Source organism: Myxococcus sp. NMCA1 (assembly GCF_026810205.1).
Lineage (GTDB): Bacteria > Myxococcota > Myxococcia > Myxococcales > Myxococcaceae > Myxococcus > Myxococcus xanthus_A.
Window position 1 is genome coordinate 45,648 of the sequence record NZ_CP113950.1, and the last position, 17,057, is coordinate 62,704.

General features: G+C 69.2%; 14 protein-coding genes and 1 pseudogene. 9 read left to right on the top strand and 6 right to left on the bottom strand.

Features of this window, described 5'->3' with window-relative positions; translation table 11 throughout:
- The first annotated feature begins 120 nt into the window (after nucleotides 1–120).
- Nucleotides 121–1,557, top strand: coding sequence for a protein kinase domain-containing protein (locus OZ403_RS00225; RefSeq protein WP_268783202.1), 1,437 nt, complete (start codon nucleotides 121–123; stop codon nucleotides 1,555–1,557).
- A gap of 2 nt (nucleotides 1,558–1,559) precedes the next feature.
- Here OZ403_RS00225 and OZ403_RS00230 read toward each other — a convergent pair whose 3' ends face one another.
- The 4 genes from OZ403_RS00230 to OZ403_RS00245 form a co-directional block, all read right to left on the bottom strand.
- Nucleotides 1,560–1,790 (bottom strand): DUF4142 domain-containing protein, encoded by a 231-nt coding sequence (locus OZ403_RS00230; protein ID WP_237077895.1) that lies wholly within the window; start codon nucleotides 1,788–1,790, stop codon nucleotides 1,560–1,562.
- Nucleotides 1,791–1,794: 4 nt separating this feature from the next.
- On the bottom strand, nucleotides 1,795–2,259 hold the full coding sequence (locus OZ403_RS00235; RefSeq protein ID WP_328285497.1) for a PaaI family thioesterase: 465 nt from the start codon (nucleotides 2,257–2,259) through the stop codon (nucleotides 1,795–1,797).
- Nucleotides 2,256–2,708 (bottom strand): PaaI family thioesterase, encoded by a 453-nt coding sequence (locus tag OZ403_RS00240; protein ID WP_140786551.1) that lies wholly within the window; start codon nucleotides 2,706–2,708, stop codon nucleotides 2,256–2,258. The genes OZ403_RS00235 and OZ403_RS00240 overlap by 4 nt, the downstream gene beginning before the upstream one ends.
- Nucleotides 2,709–2,774: 66 nt before the next feature.
- Entirely contained in the window at nucleotides 2,775–3,776 is a 1,002-nt protein-coding gene (locus OZ403_RS00245; RefSeq protein ID WP_268783205.1) for a hypothetical protein, read from the bottom strand.
- Nucleotides 3,777–3,938: 162 nt separating this feature from the next.
- Between OZ403_RS00245 and OZ403_RS00250 the strand changes: the two genes are divergently transcribed.
- The 4 genes from OZ403_RS00250 (at nucleotide 3,939) to OZ403_RS00265 (ending at nucleotide 10,006) form a co-directional block, all read left to right on the top strand.
- Nucleotides 3,939–7,346: an amidohydrolase family protein gene (locus OZ403_RS00250; protein WP_140796863.1), complete on the top strand. Its 3,408-nt coding sequence runs from the start codon at nucleotides 3,939–3,941 to the stop codon at nucleotides 7,344–7,346.
- Between the two features lie 48 nt (nucleotides 7,347–7,394).
- A complete protein-coding gene (locus tag OZ403_RS00255; protein WP_140786554.1) occupies nucleotides 7,395–7,859 on the top strand; it encodes a macro domain-containing protein in 465 nt (154 codons plus the stop codon).
- Between the two features lie 61 nt (nucleotides 7,860–7,920).
- On the top strand, nucleotides 7,921–8,499 hold the full coding sequence (locus OZ403_RS00260; RefSeq protein WP_140786555.1) for a hypothetical protein: 579 nt from the start codon (nucleotides 7,921–7,923) through the stop codon (nucleotides 8,497–8,499).
- 352 nt (nucleotides 8,500–8,851) lie between these two features.
- Entirely contained in the window at nucleotides 8,852–10,006 is a 1,155-nt protein-coding gene (locus OZ403_RS00265) for a hypothetical protein (protein WP_237080884.1), read from the top strand.
- A gap of 51 nt (nucleotides 10,007–10,057) precedes the next feature.
- Here OZ403_RS00265 and OZ403_RS00270 read toward each other — a convergent pair whose 3' ends face one another.
- Both OZ403_RS00270 and OZ403_RS00275 read right to left on the bottom strand, forming a co-directional pair.
- Nucleotides 10,058–10,936 (bottom strand): SDR family oxidoreductase, encoded by an 879-nt coding sequence (locus OZ403_RS00270; RefSeq protein ID WP_140796867.1) that lies wholly within the window; start codon nucleotides 10,934–10,936, stop codon nucleotides 10,058–10,060.
- Between the two features lie 43 nt (nucleotides 10,937–10,979).
- Nucleotides 10,980–11,648, bottom strand: a complete 669-nt coding sequence (locus OZ403_RS00275; protein ID WP_140796868.1) for a TetR/AcrR family transcriptional regulator — start codon at nucleotides 11,646–11,648, stop codon at nucleotides 10,980–10,982.
- A 137-nt stretch (nucleotides 11,649–11,785) separates the two neighbouring features.
- Between OZ403_RS00275 and OZ403_RS00280 the strand changes: the two are divergent.
- From OZ403_RS00280 to OZ403_RS00290, 4 genes and pseudogenes are all read left to right on the top strand, one after another.
- Nucleotides 11,786–12,912, top strand: a pseudogene (locus OZ403_RS00280) (acyclic terpene utilization AtuA family protein); the annotation flags it as partial.
- Nucleotides 12,889–13,422 carry an AtuA-related protein gene (locus OZ403_RS39565; protein ID WP_442929829.1) on the top strand — a complete coding sequence of 178 codons (534 nt, stop codon included), beginning with the start codon at nucleotides 12,889–12,891 and terminating at the stop codon, nucleotides 13,420–13,422. The pseudogene OZ403_RS00280 and the gene OZ403_RS39565, both read left to right, overlap by 24 nt.
- Nucleotides 13,423–13,426: 4 nt before the next feature.
- Entirely contained in the window at nucleotides 13,427–15,043 is a 1,617-nt protein-coding gene (locus OZ403_RS00285) for an acyl-CoA carboxylase subunit beta (RefSeq protein ID WP_268783206.1), read from the top strand.
- Between the two features lie 14 nt (nucleotides 15,044–15,057).
- Entirely contained in the window at nucleotides 15,058–17,052 is a 1,995-nt protein-coding gene (locus OZ403_RS00290) for an acetyl-CoA carboxylase biotin carboxylase subunit (RefSeq protein ID WP_268783207.1), read from the top strand.
- The last annotated feature ends 5 nt before the right edge of the window (nucleotides 17,053–17,057 follow it).

The following is a 17,057-nucleotide window of genomic DNA, read 5'->3' on the forward strand; positions in this document are numbered from 1 at the left end:
GGAGGGGCTGACACGAGGTGGGAGGTCGGGTCGGCGCGGCAGCGGAGCTGACTTCGAGGGTGGGAACACTCGGGTGGGCTGTTCGGCGCGGACCCGGGCTGCGATGATTCGAGGTGCGCCATGAACCCGTTGCACCGTCCTCCGATGTCCGCATGTCCGGATGAGAACCTGCTCGCGGCCTTCGTCAGTGGCTCGGCTCCCGTGGGGAAGGTGGCGGTGGTGGAAGCGCACCTCGACGGTTGCGCGGACTGCCGGGCGTTGGTGGCGGTGGTGGCGGCCAGTTCCTCCCTGCCGGGCACGGTCGCCGTTGAGCGTGAGGCGGAGGCGTCCACGCGGTGGGACACGGGCGCGGCGACGTTGCCGGACGCGCGGGAGGAGCCGGTCCTGCCGCCAGGGACGCGGCTGGGGGCCTATCTGCTGCAGGGCGTGTTGGGCATGGGAGGGATGGGCGTGGTGTACGCGGCGGATGACCTGCGGCTGGGGCGGCGGGTGGCGCTCAAGCTGTTGAGGCCGCTGCCCGCGGGCGCGCAGGACCAGGGTCGTGAGCGGCTGCTTCGCGAGGCCCAGGCCATGGCGCGGCTCTCACATCCCAACGTGCTGCCGCTCTTCGAGTTGGGGGCGGCGGAGGGGCACGACTTCCTGGCCATGGAGTGGGTGGACGGCACGACGCTCGCGGACTGGCTTCGGGAACGCGAGCGTCCATGGCGGGACGTGTTGGATGTCTTCCTGGCAGCGGGAGCGGGGCTGGCCGCCGCCCATCGCGCGGGGATGGTGCACCGCGACTTCAAGCCGTCCAACGTGCTGGTGGGGCGCGACGGCCGGGTACGCGTCACGGACTTCGGGCTCGCGAGGCGCGGCACGGGGGCGTCTCCCGAGGCGCCGGTCGGTGTGAGCGAGGGTGCATCGAAGGCCTCCATGCTCACGGAGTGGGGGCAGGCGGCGGGAACGCCGGCGTACATGTCTCCCGAGCAGCGCGCGGGAAGGGCCGTGGACGCCCGCAGCGACCAGTACAGCTTCTGCGTCGCGCTCCACGAAGCGCTCCACGGTGAGCGCCCCGGCCACCTCGCTGCCCCGGCCGCACCGCGAACGTCGAGCGTGCCGAGGCGTCTCCGCACCGCGCTGGCGCGGGGGCTCGCGAACGCGCCCGAGGACCGCTTCCCCAGCATGGAGGCGCTGATGGCGGTGCTCTCCCTGCCTTCGCCGGAATGGGGCCGCCGGGGCATCCTGGCCCTGGCGGGAGCGGGTTCCCTGGTGGTCCTGGGCGTGCTCCTGTGGAAGCCGTCTTTTCTGTTCCAGTCCGACGCCGCCACGCCGCGAGCCGAGAGGCCCGGGCGCATGGGCGCATCGCCGATTGTCCTGCGCGTCGGCGACGTGCACGAACTGGCTGTTCCTGGACTCCAGCGCATCGCGGTGGGTGAACCGAGCCTCGTCGAACTCACCGTGCCGCGTCAGGGCGTGGTGCGTCTGAGGGGGATGGAGGAGGGCATCACGGACCTGATTACGTGGAGTCACGCCGGGGAGATGAAGTCCCGAGTCCTGGACGTCACCGCGCGCTGACGTCAGCGTCCGCCGGGAGCCCTGCGTGCCTGGCGGGGCGTTTCCTGTCTCAGCAGCCGGTACGCCTGCTGCCGGTGTTCGCGCAGCGTGGGCAGCGTGTCCCCGAGCAGCGCTTGCAGCCCGGCGTCGCCGGAGAACTGCTGCTGACCCGCCATCACCTTGGCGATGTCCGCGTCATGGTCGCCCACCATGGCGGCCAGGAAGGCGCGGTCGAACGTTGTCAGCGGCTCCACACGTTTACTGCTCCGACAGCAGGAACAACGCGTGCGCGCTGGCGATGGGCCGCGTGCGGTCGTCCTGCCACGCATCCACCCGGACGTTGGCCACGCGCCGGCCCTGGCGGGTGATGAACGCCTTGGCGAAGGTGTCCTGCGGTTTGCCCGAGCGAAGGAAGTCCACCGTGAGCGAGATGACCTTCGGCACGCGCTCGGTGTTCGTCTGCAGCAGCAGCTCGAAGACGGCGGCGGATTCCAGCAGCGCGCCGAGCGTGCCGCCGTGCAGGGCGGGAATCAGGCTGTTGCCGATGTTCCTCGGGTTGAAGGCCATGCGGCAGAGCATTTCGCCGGCGAGATTCTCCACGCCGATGCTCATGAAACGCGTGTAGGGGATGGCGTCGGTGAGGCGCTTGTACTCGCGCGTCTTGCGCACCTGGCGCACCAACTCGGCGAGGGGAGGCGTCGTGGACTCGGACATGGTCGTCATTCCTCTGTCCGCATGAAGGTGCCCTGGGCGGAAGCCACGGGGTGGCCCGGGTCGCCCTGGTGGACGAGCGCGCGGACGAAGGCCACCTGGCGGGTGAGCCGGTAGCACTCGGCCACACAGGTGAGAACGATGCCGGGCCGCGCGGGGCGCAGGTAGTCGATGCGCAGGTCCAGCGTGACGAGCGGGGCGAAGCGGCCCAGCTTGAGGAACACGGCGGTGCCGCAGGTGGCGTCGATGAGCGTCGTCACCGCGCCGCCGGCGATGACGCCGGTTTCCGGGTTTCCGACGAGGTTCTCCGCGTAGGGCAGCTCGACGGTGGCCTCGGCGGCGACGACGTCCACCAGCCGCAGCCCCAGCGCGTGATTGTGGGGCACGACGTCGGTGTAGAAGATCGCGCAGCGCTCCATCCGCTCGGCCTTGTCTTCAGGAAGCGTGAAGTCGTCCGACATGAGGGGCGCGATACCAGATTCAGGGCCGCATGGCGCCCTGTGTTTTGACGGGGGCCGGAACGCCCGCTAGGCGGCCACGGCCGCGGCGCTGGAGAGCTGCTTCCACGCACCGGCAAGCGACGTGCCGATGTCCCGCATCACCGCGTCATCCGACCAGTAGAAGGGGTGGACCAGGGGTGTCCACGAGAAGAGCGGGCCCGCCACGCGCACGGCGCGGTCCTCCACCGCGGCGTGATAGGCGGCGCTGAGGGGCTGGAGCGGCCAGGCGAAGACGTCGTCCTCGTCGTGGAAGTTGAGCCACCGTCCGCCAAGCCCCGGATGGTGGCCCGCCAGCTCCGGCGCGGGGACCTGCACGGGCTGGTCGAGCTCCGCGTGGGGATAGCGCAGGCTCCACAGGGCCATGGGACTGCCCAGCGTGTAGAAGTGGCTGAGCGTCTCGCCACGCTCCAGGGGCGAGCTGCCCTGGGCCGCGCGCACCGTCTCCTCGATGATGTCCCGCCCGGCCAGTCGCTGGGCCTGCAAGTCATAGAAGTAGTTGCTGGCGATGACGCTGCCCAGGCTGTGCGCGATGACGCAGAGCGGAGCGGTGTCTCCGGCCTGCTGGCGCAGGCGGCCCAGGGCCTCGGCGACCTTGCGGTGGATGCCCGTGTAGACGTCCGGGTCGGCGGGGTTCGTCTGGTAGGCGATGATGTCGCCCACGAAGTGCACCAGCATCCACCGCAGGCCGGGGTAGCGCAGGTCCATGCCGCGCAGGGACGGCCGCATCAAGCGGAGCATCATCGGCACGAGCGCGGACTCGTGACCCTGGTTCACCGTGCGCACGCTGTCATAGAGGGATTTCCAGTAAGCGTCCGCGTCGGCCGAGGCGTAGCGGGCGAGCAGGTCCTTCTCCGCACCTTCCAGCACGGAGGCCCAGTTCACCGTCTCGACGGCGAATGTGTCCGGCCCGGCCCCCGCGTGCTGCGCGAAGTGCTGGCGCAGCAGGCGCACGGCGGTGTCGTAGAGACCCGGGTCATCCACTTCAATGCCGTGGATGACGAGCACGGCGAGCTTCTGACGCGTCTGCATGGAGACTCCCCCCTCGGAATCAGTGCTGCTCGACGGGCGTGAGCTTACACGGCCCGGAAGAGGCTCGCCTGTTCGCCTGTTCTCGGCCGGCATCCAACAGCCCCTCGGGGCCGGATAGTCTCCGGCACCCGACACACGGTTTCTTCCTGATGAGGACTTCTGGTGAAACGACTGACCTCCTCCCTCCTCGCCGTCCTGCTGATGCCCGCCGCGCCCATGGCCGCGCAGCAGGCTCCGGCGAAGCCTCCCGCGGTCCGGCAGGACCCGCCACGGCCGGCACCCGACACGAAGGACGCCGCGCGCGACGCGGCCCGCGCCGCCGAGGTAGACGCCCCGCGTCCGCCGTCCGGTGAGGCCGCGCAGAAGGCGGAGAAGGAAGGGGGAGACACCTGGAAGGTGGACGCGCCGGGCTTCCCCGCCCGCCAGGTGAACATCGACGTCACCGAGGGCACGTGGATGAACGTGGACGTCAGCCCGCGCGGAGACGAAATCGTCTTCGACCTGCTGGGGGACATCTACGTGCTGCCCATGGGCGGCGGCGAAGCGAAGGCGCTGACGTCCGGCGTCGCGTGGGACATGCAGCCGCGCTTCAGCCCGGACGGCAAGCGCATCGTCTTCACCAGTGACCGGGGCGGCGGAGACAACATCTGGGTGGTGGACCGGGACGGCTCGAATGCGCGGGCGGTGACGGAGGAGAAGTTCCGCCTGCTCAACAGCCCCGCGTGGAGCCCGGACGGGCAGTTCATCGTGGCGCGCAAGCACTTCACCGCGCGGCGCTCGCTGGGCGCGGGCGAGGTGTGGATGTACCACCGCGCCGGTGGCGAAGGCGTGCAGCTCACCGAGCGCACCAACGACCAGAAGGATTTGGGCGAGCCCGCCTTCTCCCCCGACGGACGCCACGTCTACTTCAGCCAGGACGTCTCGCCGGGGAAGAGCTTCGAATACAACAAGGACCCCAACGGCCAGATTTACGCCATCCAGCGGCTGGACCTGGAGACGAAGGAAATCGAGCCCTTCATCACGGGGCCGGGCGGTGCCATCCGCCCCACGCCGTCGCGTGACGGCAAGCAGCTGGCGTTCGTCCGCCGGGTGCGCGCCAAGAGCGTGCTCTACGTCACCGACGTGGCGTCCGGCGCGGAGCGCTCGCTGTACGACGGGCTCGACCGGGACATGCAGGAGACGTGGGCCATCCACGGCGTGTATCCGGGCATGGCGTGGACGCCGGACAACAAGGCGATTGTCTTCTGGGCGGGCGGCAAGCTGCACCGCATCGACGTGGCCACGAAGAAGGTGACGCCCATTGCCTTCCGCGTACGGGGCACGCGCACGATTTTCGAGGCCGTGCGCAGCCCGCAGGCGGTGGCCCCCGAGCGCTTCTCCACGAAGATGCTGCGCTGGGTGCAGGTGTCCCCCAAGGGGGATCGCGTGGTGTACCAGGCGCTGGGCAAGCTGTACGTGAAGGAGTTGCCCGCGGGTACGCCCCGGCGCCTGACGAAGCAGGACGACCACCTGGAGTTCTACCCGTCGTTCTCCCGGGACGGGCGCTCCATCGTCTACACGACGTGGGACGACGAGAAGCTGGGCACCATCCGCGTGGTGTCCGCCACCGGCGGCGAGGGCAAGGTGCTGACGCAGCAGCCGGGCTACTACGTGGAGCCCGCGTTCAGCCCGGATGGCAAGACGCTGGTGTACCGCGCGTCCGGGGACGGCTACCTGATGCCCGGGCTGTGGAGCCGGAACACGGGCCTGTTCGCCATGCCCGCGGGCGGCGGCACGCCGAAGCGCCTGGCGCGTGACGGTGAGCAGCCGCACTTCGGCGCGCGCTCGGACCGCGTCTATTTCCTGCACGTGGAGCACAAGGAGAAGGAGGACGTCCGCTCCCTGAAGAGCATCGGGCTGAGCGGGAGCGAGGAGCGCACGCACCTGACGAGCGCCGAGGCCACCGAGCTGCGCGTCTCCCCGGACGAGCGGTGGGTGGCGTTCCGGGAGAACTTCAACGCCTTCGTCGTCCCCTTCGCGCTGGGTGCGAAGTCGGCCTCGGTGGGGCCCGGCGCGAAGGCGCTGCCGCTGGCGAAGGTGAGCCGGGACGCGGGCGAGTACCTGCACTGGTCCGGCGACAGCCAGCGCCTGCACTGGGCGTTGGGGCCCGAGCTCTTCACCCGTGCGCTGAAGGAGAGCTTCGCCTTCATCGACGGTGCGCCGGAGAAGCTGCCGGAGGCGCCGGAGAAGGGCGTGGACCTCTCCTTCCCGGTGAAGGCGGACGCGCCGGAGGGCACGCTGGCCCTGGTGGGGGGCCGCGTCATCACCATGAAGGGTGACGAGGTCATCGAGCAGGGCGTGGTGGTGGTGCGAAACAACCGCATCATCGCCGTGGGTCCGGTGGGCAAGGTGCAGGTGCCGTCCGGGGCGAAGGTGGTGGATGTGAAGGGCAAGACGTTGATGCCCGGCCTCATCGACGTGCACTGGCACGGGGCCATGGGCATGGACGGACTGATGCCCGAGCAGAGCTGGGTGCATGCGTCGTCCCTGGCCTTCGGTGTGACGACGCTGCACGACCCGTCCAACTCCTCGGAAGAGGTCTTCGCGGCCAGTGAGCTGGCCCGGGCGGGCGGCGTGGTGGCGCCGCGCATCTTCTCCACGGGCACCATCCTCTACGGCGCGTCCGGCGCGGGCTACCGCGCGCCCATTGAGACGGTGGACGACGCGCGCTCGCACCTGCGGCGGATGAAGGCCATGGGGGCCTTCAGTGTGAAGAGCTACAACCAGCCGCGCCGGGACCAACGGCAGAAGGTGCTCCAGGCGGCGCGCGAGCTGGACATGCTGGTGGTGCCGGAGGGCGGCTCGCTGCTCCAGCACAACCTGACGATGGTGGTGGACGGGCACACCGGCGTGGAGCACGCGATTCCGGTGGCGCGCATCTACGCGGACGTGAAGCAGCTGTGGGGCAAGAGCGGCACCGGCTACACGCCGACGCTGGGCGTGGCCTACGGCGGCGTCTGGGGTGAGAACTACTGGTACCAGAAGACGAACGTGTGGGAGGACGAGCGCCTGTTGTCCTTCGTCCCGCGCCGGGTGGTGGATTCGCGCAGCCGCCGGCCGTCCATGCACGTGCCGGACGACGAGTTCAACCACTTCGCCGCCGCCACCGTGGCGCGTGAGCTGAGTGACGCGGGCGTGAGCGTGCAGCTGGGTGCGCACGGCCAGCGTGAAGGCCTGGCTGCGCACTGGGAGGTCTGGATGTTCGGCCATGGCGGCATGAAGCCGCTGCAGGCGCTGCGCTCGGCGACGCTGAGCGGGGCGCGCTACCTGGGCCTGGACGGGGAGATTGGCTCGCTGGAAGAGGGCAAGCTGGCGGACCTCATCGTGCTGGATGGCAATCCCTTGCAGGACCTGAAGCACAGCCGCTCGGTGCGCTACACCATGGTGAACGGGCGCCTGTACGACGCGGCCACGCTCAACGAGGTGGGGACGCGCCAGCGCCCGCGCGCGAAGTTCTTCTTCGAGAAGGACGGGAACGAAGGCTGGAGCCCCAAGGCCACGGAGCACACGCACACGCACGCGTGCGACTGAGCCCCCAGGCACCCCCACCCGAGGCGGGCTGGCGCTAGAGTCCGCGCCATGCCCGTCTCTGTCGTCGAAGGGGATTTGCTGGACCAGCCGGTGGAGGCCATCGTCAATGCCTGGAACCGGAACATCATCCCCTGGTGGCTGCTGTTGCCGCAGGGGGTGTCCGGCGCCATCAAGCGCCGGGGTGGGGTAGGGCCCTTCCGCGAGGTGGCGAAGGCGGGCCCCATGCCGCTGGGCTCGGCGGTGGTGACCTCCGCCGGGCGGTTGCCATTCAAAGCCATCATCCACGTCGCGGGCATCGACATGCTCTGGCGGGCCTCGGAGCGCTCCATCCAGGACTCCGTCCGCAATGCCCTGGCGAAGGCCCGCGAGCAGGGTTTGCGCTCCGTGGCCTTCCCTGTCATTGGTGCGGGCTCTGGCAGCTTCAATGAGGCGCGCGCGCTCGAGCTGATGCGCCAGGTCCTGGACGTGGAAGCCGGCGCCCTCGACGTGAGCATCGTGCGCTTCCGGCCATAGGCTCCGTCAGCTGGATGCAGGGACCAGGATTGACCTGTTCCAACGCAATAGGACTGAAGCGATGCTTCGATTTTTCAAGAAGAAGAAGCCGGGTCTCATCGTGCTCTCGTTGAACGCGCGGCTGCAACCCATGCACCGGGCCGAGTTGGAGGATGCCTTCGACGAGGTTTCCGAAACGCTGGGATTGGGCGCACGCGTCACCGGCGGAGGAACGCTGATGGCGCCCGATGGAGAGATCGAGCGTTGCGACATCGACATCGAGCTGGATGACTACTCGCGCGAACTCGCGGAGAAGGTTGCCGCCGTGGTGGGGGAGATGCTGGCGCCGAAGGGCTCCGAGGTCATTCTGCCCGACGATGAGGGCTCGATTCCGTTCGGCTCAGATGAAGGGCTGGGGCTGTACCTGAACGGCACGGACTTGCCCGCGGAGGTCTATGCCTCGTGCGATAGCAATCACGTCCACGACGAATGCGAGCGCTTGCTGGGCGAAGAGGGCATGATTCATAGCCATTGGCAGGGGCCCACGGAAACGGCGTTCTACATGTATGGCCGCAGTTACGAAGAGATGCTGGCCAGAATCAGTGGATTCATCGCCGAGTATCCTCTGTGCCAGAAGTGCCGCGTCGTTCGGCTTGCCTGATTTGGGAGAAGTCGCACAGAGGTGCAGCGGCCGGAGGCACTCACCCTCCGGCGCTGCTGCCATGCGCGCGCTCTTACCAGAGCCAGTGACCGGAGGCTTGCCCGCGGGCGGGCTGTCTCGCAGTCGCTCGACTTGGGCCAACCCACCCCGGCGTGAAAGCCAATAGGCACCGCCGCGAAAGTATTCGTCAGGGGCTGGAGCGGCCCGTTGTCTGATGTCAGACCCTGCGTCTAATTCTCGCTTTACCTCGAATCTATCGAGGCAAGGCGAAATGGCCGGGACGGCAACTGGGCAAGACCTCATGAGGAATCGACGTTCTGGAGTTGCATTTACAGGTGGGTGGCGTTGGAGTGTGGCATTGCTGACCGCGGTGGTGGGCTGTGGTGCGCCGGAGAAGCCGCTGGACCCCCCTCCTCCTGCCGCTGAGCAGGAGACGCTGCGTGCCGCGGAAGAGCAGGCGGCGCTGCTGACGCCACCCGCCGGGTGTACCGAAATCACCATGGGCGAGCTGACGAACGGCATCGAGCGGACGCCGGTGCAGTATGGCCCGCAGCCGACCTACGTCGGCTCGTTCTCCGACCAGGGCGACCCGGCGGTGGCGGATGTCGCCCGCATCCGGCTGGATGTGAATACGGCGCCGGGCGTCTATGACCTGGCGACTGGAGGCACCAACCTCTTCACGTGCGAACAGTGCGTCTGGGGTGTCCAGGACTCCGGTACCTCCACGGCGAAGACCTTCGTGGCGGAGTCGGGCACGCTGATGCTCGCGCTCAAGGTGTCGCCGCAGCAGACGATTGGCGCGCTGGCCAACGTGACGTTGCGCCAGACGGTGGCCGCGCCGCCGCTCTACGCGCCGTACACCGGCACCGTGCCGGTGGCGGAGGGCGAGTGCCGGTGGATTCGCTTCGCGACGTGGAACACCGCCCGCCACGGCGGGTGTGACCCTCGCGAGGGCTCGCTGACGGCGAACATCTCCGGCCACACCTGCGTGGCCACCAACCGCGCCGCGGATGACGGCACGCTGGAGCGGTCGCTCGGCACGAAGACGCAGGGCGAGGCGTGCACCTACACCGCGGCGACGAGCGAGTACGAGCTGGCGACCACGGACTGCGAGGAGGGTTACGCCTGTACCTCGGCCTGGGGCTCACCGCGCCAGTGCCTGGCGACGTGTGACTACATGGCGGTGGATCCGGGCTGCCCCTCGGGCACCGTGTGTGGCGTCCAGGGCCTGTGCCAGGCTCAGTCGGTGATGCAGCCGGCGGGCTTCGACTTCGATGCCGCGCTCATCGGTGAGCAGTGCACCCTGTCCTTCGCCGAGTTCTGCGGGACGGAAGGTGCGCGCGGCGTCTGCGCGAACGTGACGGGCTCCGGCCCCAGCTACTGCTACCCCTACGCCCGCGCCCGCTCGGACTGCGGCGCGGGTGAGGAGCTGGGCTACGTGTCCTACCCGCTCTCCGGTGGTGGCTACGACCGCACCTACGGCTTCTGCTATCCGGATGGCCTCTAGCCACAGCCAGCCCCGCTTCCGCCCGTCCTGTGCGGAAGCGGGGTGTTGTTCCTACTCCTTCGACTCACCCCCGAGGATGCGCGGCGCCGACGCGCGGTGGAAGCCCTCGTAGGGCTTGGAGGCGGTGGTCTCCTCCAGCGGGAAAATCTTCGTGTTGCACGAAGCACCGCCGTCAATCTTGATGACCTCGCCGGTGATGAAGGCCGCGGCGTCGGTGAGCAGGAAGACGATGGCAGCGCTCACCTCGGACTCGGTGGCGAGCCGCTGGAGCGGCACCTCCTTCTTGAGGAGGGGAATCATCGCCCGCACGCCCTCGTCCTTGTAGCTGTCCATTCCGCTGGAGGCCACCCAGCCGGGCGCCACGGCATTCACGCGCACGCCGGACGCGGCCCACTCCACGGCGGCCGTCTGCGTCAGGTTGAGCATGCCCATGCGCGCCGCGCCGGAGTGCCCCATGCCCGGCATGCCGCCCCACGAGTCCGCGAGCATGTTGACGATGGCGCCCCCGTGGTTGCTCATGGATTGGAGATAGACTTCCCGCGCCATCAGGAAGCCGCCGGTGAGGTTGGTGGACACCACCGCGTCAAAGCCCTTCTTGGAGATGGCCGACAGCGGCGAGGGGAACTGCCCGCCTGCGTTGTTGACCAGGCCGTGGATGGGGCCGTGCGCGGCGATGATGCGCGCCACGGTGGCCTTCACGCCCTCCTCGTCGCGGATGTCGAGCACCTCGAAGGACACCTTGCCGCCGTCCTCCTGGATTTCCCGCGCGACGGCCTCCAGCTTGTCGGGCTTGCGGCCCACCAGGACGACGTTGGCGCCCAGCGCGGCCAGCTCGTGCGCGGTGCAGCGGCCAATGCCACTGCCGCCGCCGGTGACGACGATGGTGCGGTTGCTGAAACAGCCCGGTGCGAAGAGAGAGCGGTAGCTCATGGTCAGCTCCTGATGTGGAGGTCGTTCATGAAACCTTTGGTCCTCAGCCCTTGCGGGTGCGCCGGACACTCAGGGCCTCGTCCAGGGTGAGCGCCCAGCGGTGGAGGACCTTCTTCCTGCGCGCGCTGTCGTCCCTCAACAGGTTGGCCAGCGCGAGTCCCCGGATGAGGTCGAGCGTGCCCTGAATCAGCTCGCGCACCTCCGCGACGCTGTCGTCCACGCCGAGCAACTGCACCGTCAGCCGGTGGAACTCCCGCCCCACGCGGGCCTCCAGCGGGGCGAGCTGCGCGCGCAGCTCAGCGTCCGCCACCGCGGCCACCCACAGCTGCACCGCGGCGGTGAAGACAGGGCTGAGGTAGATGCCCGCCAACATGTGCAGGATGGCCTCCGTGCGGCGCGCGTCGGCTGGAAGCTGGGCGGCCTTGCGCAGCACGGCTTCCACCTGCTGGTGCCCCACGTACTCCACGGCAGCGGCCACCAGGTCGGCGCGGGTGGGGAAGTGGTGCTGACAGGCGCCCCGGGACACACCCGCGCGCTCGGCAATCACAGTCATCGTCGCGCCCGCCCACCCCAGCTCGGAGAGCGCACCAATGGCCGCCTCCATCAGACGCTGGCGCGTGACGCGGCTGCGCTCCTGCTCCTGCCTGCCGGGCGTGCCGGATGCCTCACTCACCCGGCCAGGATGCGAGCCAAGGGTTAAAAAAGCAAGCACGCTTGCTTTTTTAGACCCGCCTGCCCAGACTCACGCGTCCTTCGTTGCTGCCGAGTGGAGAGCTCATGCCTGCGTCCCCCCTGCGTGTCGGCAATGCCTCGGGCTTCTATGGAGACCGCTTCTCGGCGGTCCGGGAGATGCTCGAAGGCGGCCAGCTCGACGTCCTGACTGGCGACTATCTGGCCGAGCTGACGATGCTGATTCTGGGCCGGGACCGGATGAAGGACCCGTCCACCGGCTATGCCAAGACGTTCCTCCGGCAGATGGAGCAGTGTCTGGCGTTGGTGGCGGAGAAGAAGGTCAAGGTCGTCACCAACGCGGGAGGGCTGAACCCGGCGGGGTTGGCCACCGCGCTCCGTGAGGTCGCCGCGAAGCTGGGCGTGAAGGTGCAGGTGGCGCACGTGGAGGGGGATGACCTCTCCGGGCAGGCGGACGCGCTGGGCCTGGGCTCGCCGCTCACCGCGAATGCGTACCTGGGCGGGTGGGGCATCGCCGCGTGCCTGCGCGCTGGGGCGGACATCGTCGTCACCGGACGAGTGACGGATGCCTCGCTGGTGGTGGGCCCGGCGGCGGCGCACTTCGGCTGGAAGGTGGATGACTGGGACCGGCTGGCGGGGGCCATGGTCGCCGGCCACGTCCTGGAGTGCGGCACGCAGGCCACGGGGGGCAACTTCTCCTTCTTCACGGAGCTGGACGCGCGGCGCCCCGGCTTCCCGCTGGCGGAGCTGTACGAGGACGGCAGCAGCGTCATCACCAAGCACGCGGGCACGGGCGGCGCGGTGACGGTGGACACGGTGCTGGCGCAGCTCGTCTATGAAATCACCGGGGCGCGGTACGCGGGCCCGGACGCCACGGCGCGCTTCGACACCATCGCCCTGGCGTCGCATGGCAAGGACCGCGTCCGCATCTCCGGCGTGCGCGGCGAGCCGCCTCCCCCCACGGTGAAGGTGTGCCTCAACAACCTAGGGGCTACCGGAACGAGGCGACGTTCATCCTGGTGGGGTTGGACATCGAGGAGAAGGCGCGGCTGGCGCGAGAGCAACTGGAAGCGGCGCTGACACGCAAGCCGAAGGAGCTCCAGTGGATGCTCACGCGGACGGACCGCGAGGACGCGGCCACGGAAGAGCAGGCCGCCGCCTTCCTGCGCGTGGTGGTGAAGGACGCCGACGCGAAGGTGGTGGGCCGGGCCTTCAGCGGCGCGGCCGTGGAGCTGGCGCTGGGCAGCTACCCGGGCTTCACGATGACGGCGCCTCCCTCGGACGGCGCGCCGTATGGCGTCTACACGCCGGCCTATGTCGAAGCGGGGCGCGTGGAGCATGTCGCCGTCCTCGAGGACGGAACGCGCACCGCCATCACGCCTCCCGGCGAGACGCGCGCACTGGAGTCCGTGGAGCCACCGCCGCTGCCACCGCGAGTGCCGGACGGCCCCACGCGCCGGGTTCCGCTGGGGCGCATCGTCGCCGCGCGCAGTGGTGACAAGGGCGGCACGGCGAACATCGGCGTCTGGGCGCGCACGGATGCGGCCTGGCGGTGGCTGGCGCATGCGCTCACGGAAGAGAAGCTGCGCGAACTGCTCCCGGAGGCCGCGCCGCTGCGCATCGAGCGGCACGTCTTCCCCAACCTGCGGGGGCTGAACTTCGTCGTCGATGGCTTGCTGGGGGAGGGCGTCTCCTCGTCCACCCGCTTCGACCCACAGGGCAAGGCGCTGGGCGAGTGGCTGCGCTCGCGGCACATGGACATTCCCGAGGCGCTGCTGCGCGAAGGACAGGAGTAGACCGATGCCACGAATCACCTCGCGAATCGACCCGGGCTCCGAATCCTTCAAGGCGAACCGCGCGGACATGCTGGCCCGCGTCTCCGAACTGCGCGCCATCGAGGCGAAGGTCCGGAACACGGAGAACCAGGCGAAGGAGAAGTTCCACAAGCGAGGGCAGCTCTTGCCTCGCGAGCGGCTGATGCTGCTGCTCGACCGGGGATCGCCCTTCCTGGAGCTGTCCACGCTATGTGGCTATGGCTACCACGACGACAGCGACGGCTCTCTGGCGGGTGGCAACAGCATCATCGGCATCGGCTACGTGTCCGGGGTGCGGTGCATCGTCTTCGTGAACAACTCCGCCATCAAGGGTGGCACCGCGTCGCCGTGGGGCGTGCAGAAGGCGCTGCGCGCGCAGGCATTGGCGCTGGAGAACAAACTGCCCATGGTGTCGCTGGTGGAGAGCGGCGGCGCCAACCTGATGTACCAGCAGGAAATCTTCATCCCGGGCGGGGAGACCTTCTACAACCAGGCGCGGCTGTCGGCGGCGGGCATTCCCCAGGTGACGGTGGTGCACGGCTCCAGCACGGCGGGCGGCGCGTACCTGCCGGGCCTGTCCGACTACGTGGTGATGGTGAAGAAGAAGGCGAAGGTGTTCCTCGCGGGCCCGCCGCTGCTCAAGGCGGCCACGGGGGAAGTCGCCACGGATGAGGAGCTGGGTGGCGCCCAGATGCACGCCACGGTGGCGGGTACCGCGGACTACCTGGCGGAGGACGACGCGGACGCCATCCGCATGGCCCGCGAAATCGTGGCGAAGCTCGGGTGGAACGCGCAGCTCCCGCCCAGCGAGCGCCCCGCCTATGCCGAGCCCGTGTACTCGCCCGACGAGCTCTGCGGCGCCGTGCCCGTGGACTACCGCAAACCGTACGACTGCCGCGAGGTCATCGCTCGCATCGTGGATGGCTCGGAGTTCACCGGCTTCAAGGACGAGTACGACGCGCACACCGTCTGCGGCTGGGCGAACCTGTACGGCCACCCGCTGGGCATCATCGGCAACAACGGGCCGATTTCACCCCACGGCGCGACGAAGGCGGCGCAGTTCATCCAACTGTGCTGCCAGAAGGACACACCCATCCTCTACCTGCAGAACACCACGGGCTACCTGGTGGGCACGCAGCCGGAGCAGGGGGGCATCGTGAAGCACGGCGCGAAGATGATTCAGGCCGTGGCCAACGCGACGGTGCCGCAGCTCACGGTGCTGATTGGCGGCGCGTTCGGCGCGGGAAATTACGGCATGTGCGGCCGTCCGTTCCATCCGCGCTTCATCTTCGGGTGGCCCAACTCGCGCACCGCCGTCATGGGCGGCGAGCAGGCGGCGAAGGTGATGTCCATCGTCTTCGGGGAGAAGCTGGCCCGGCAGGGACAAGCGGTGGACGAGGAGCAAATCAAGGCGTTCTGCCAGCCCATCATCGACCAGTTCGACAAGGAGTCGCACCCGTTCAACTGCAGCGCGCGGATGTTCGACGACGGGCTCATCGACCCGCGGGACACGCGGCGGGTGCTCGGGTTCGCGCTGTCGGTGTGCCGTGAGGCGAAGCGGCGGCAGGTCCATCCCAACACGTTCGGCGTCGCGCGGCTGTGAGAGGAGCGGACACGATGGAGCGTTTCAAGAAGGTCCTCATCGCGAACCGCGGCGAGATTGCCGTCCGGGTGATTCGGACCTGCCAGCGGTTGGGCTACCGCACCGTGGCGGTGTTCTCCGAGGCGGACCGCGGCGCGCCGCACGTGCTGGCGGCGGACGAGGCGGTGGCCATTGGTCCGTCTCCGGCGAAGGAGTCCTACCTCGTCATCGGGAAGATTCTGGAAGCGGCGAAGACGTCCGGCGCGGAGGCCATCCACCCGGGCTACGGTTTCTTGTCGGAGAACGCGGACTTCGCGCGCGCCTGCCACGACGCGGGCCTGGTGTTCATCGGCCCGGAGGCCGAGGCCATCACCCTGATGGGCAACAAGCGTCAGGCGAAGCTGCGCATGATTGCGGCGGGCGTGCCCTGCATTCCTGGCTACGAGGCGTCCGACCTGGATGATGAGGCGCTGGCGGTGGAGGGCGAGCGCATCGGCTTCCCGCTGATGGTCAAGGCGGCGGCGGGTGGCGGCGGGCGCGGCATGCGGCTGGTGCACGAGGCGTCGCAGCTTCGCGCGGCCCTGCGCGCGGCGCGCTCGGAGGCGACGAATGCCTTCGGGAGTGGCGAGCTCATCCTGGAGAAGGCCGTCATCGACGCGCGGCACGTGGAGGTCCAGGTCTTCGCGGACACGCACGGCAACGTGGTGCACCTGGGCGAGCGGGACTGCTCGGTGCAGCGCCGGCACCAGAAAATCGTGGAGGAGAGTCCGTCACCGGCGGTGAGCCCGGCGCTGCGCGCGCGCATGGGTGAGGTGGCGGTGGCGGCGGCCCGGGCCATTGGCTACCGGGGAGCGGGGACCATCGAGTTCCTCCTCGCGCCGAGCGGTGACTTCTACTTCATGGAGATGAACACGCGCCTCCAGGTGGAGCACCCGGTGACGGAGCTGATTACCGGGTTGGATTTGGTGGAGTGGCAGCTCCGCGTGGCGGCGAGGGAGAAGCTGCCCCGGACGCAGGAGGCGATTTCTGCGTCGGGGCATGCCATCGAGGTCCGCCTCTGCGCGGAGGACCCCGCGAAGGGCTACGCGCCCCAGGCCGGGCGGCTGTTGGCGTGGAGGCTGCCGGTGCGTGAGGGCGTGCGCATCGACCACGGCGTGCGGGAGGGGCAGGCGATTCCGCCCTTCTATGACTCCATGCAGGCGAAGGTGATTGCGCACGGCCCGGACCGGGAGACGGCGCGCCGGCGGCTGGTGGAGGCGCTGCGCGAGCTGACAGTGTTCGGCGTCACCACCAACAAGAACCTGTTGTTGTACGTGCTGGAGCACGCGGCGTTCCGTTCAGGGGAGTACGACACGGCGTTTATCGCGAAGCACGCGGCGGCGTCGGAGGTGGAAGGGCTGTACCAGGCAAACGCGAAGGCGCGGGCGCTGGCGGCGGCGCTGCTCTTCCACGAGGAAGGCCTGAAGCTGGCGGACACGGCGGGACTGGATGTGTCCCTGCTGAACTGGAACACGTCCCACCGCCACCCCGTGCGGATGAAGCTCGCGAGCCGTGGCGCGGAAGCGTCCGTCACCGTCCAGCCCGTGTCCGCGGAAGGGTACGAGGTGGGCGTGGGGGATGCGTCGTTCGACGTGTCCGTGTTGGGGTTGTCCGCGGGCGTGCTCGAATTCGCCAGCGCCGGGACGCGGGGCCGCGCACGCTACCTGCGGGACGGGGACACGCTGTGGCTGGACCTGGGCTCGGGGGCGCACGCCGTGACGGACGTAACGTTCCGTCCGCCGTCGAAGTCGGACGGCGTGGGCAGCGGACGGCTGGCGGCGCCCATGGATGGGCGCATCCTGCGCGTGGACACGCAGGTGGGCGCGGCGGTGAAGCCCGGGGACGTCCTGGTGGTGCTGGAGGCCATGAAGATGGAGTTCCAGGTGGTGGCGGACGTCACGGGCACTGTCGCGGAGCTCAACGTGTCCGTGGGCAGCCAGGTGAAGGCGAAGCAGCTCCTGGTGTCGCTGGCGGCGGAGAAGGCTTCCTGAGCGAT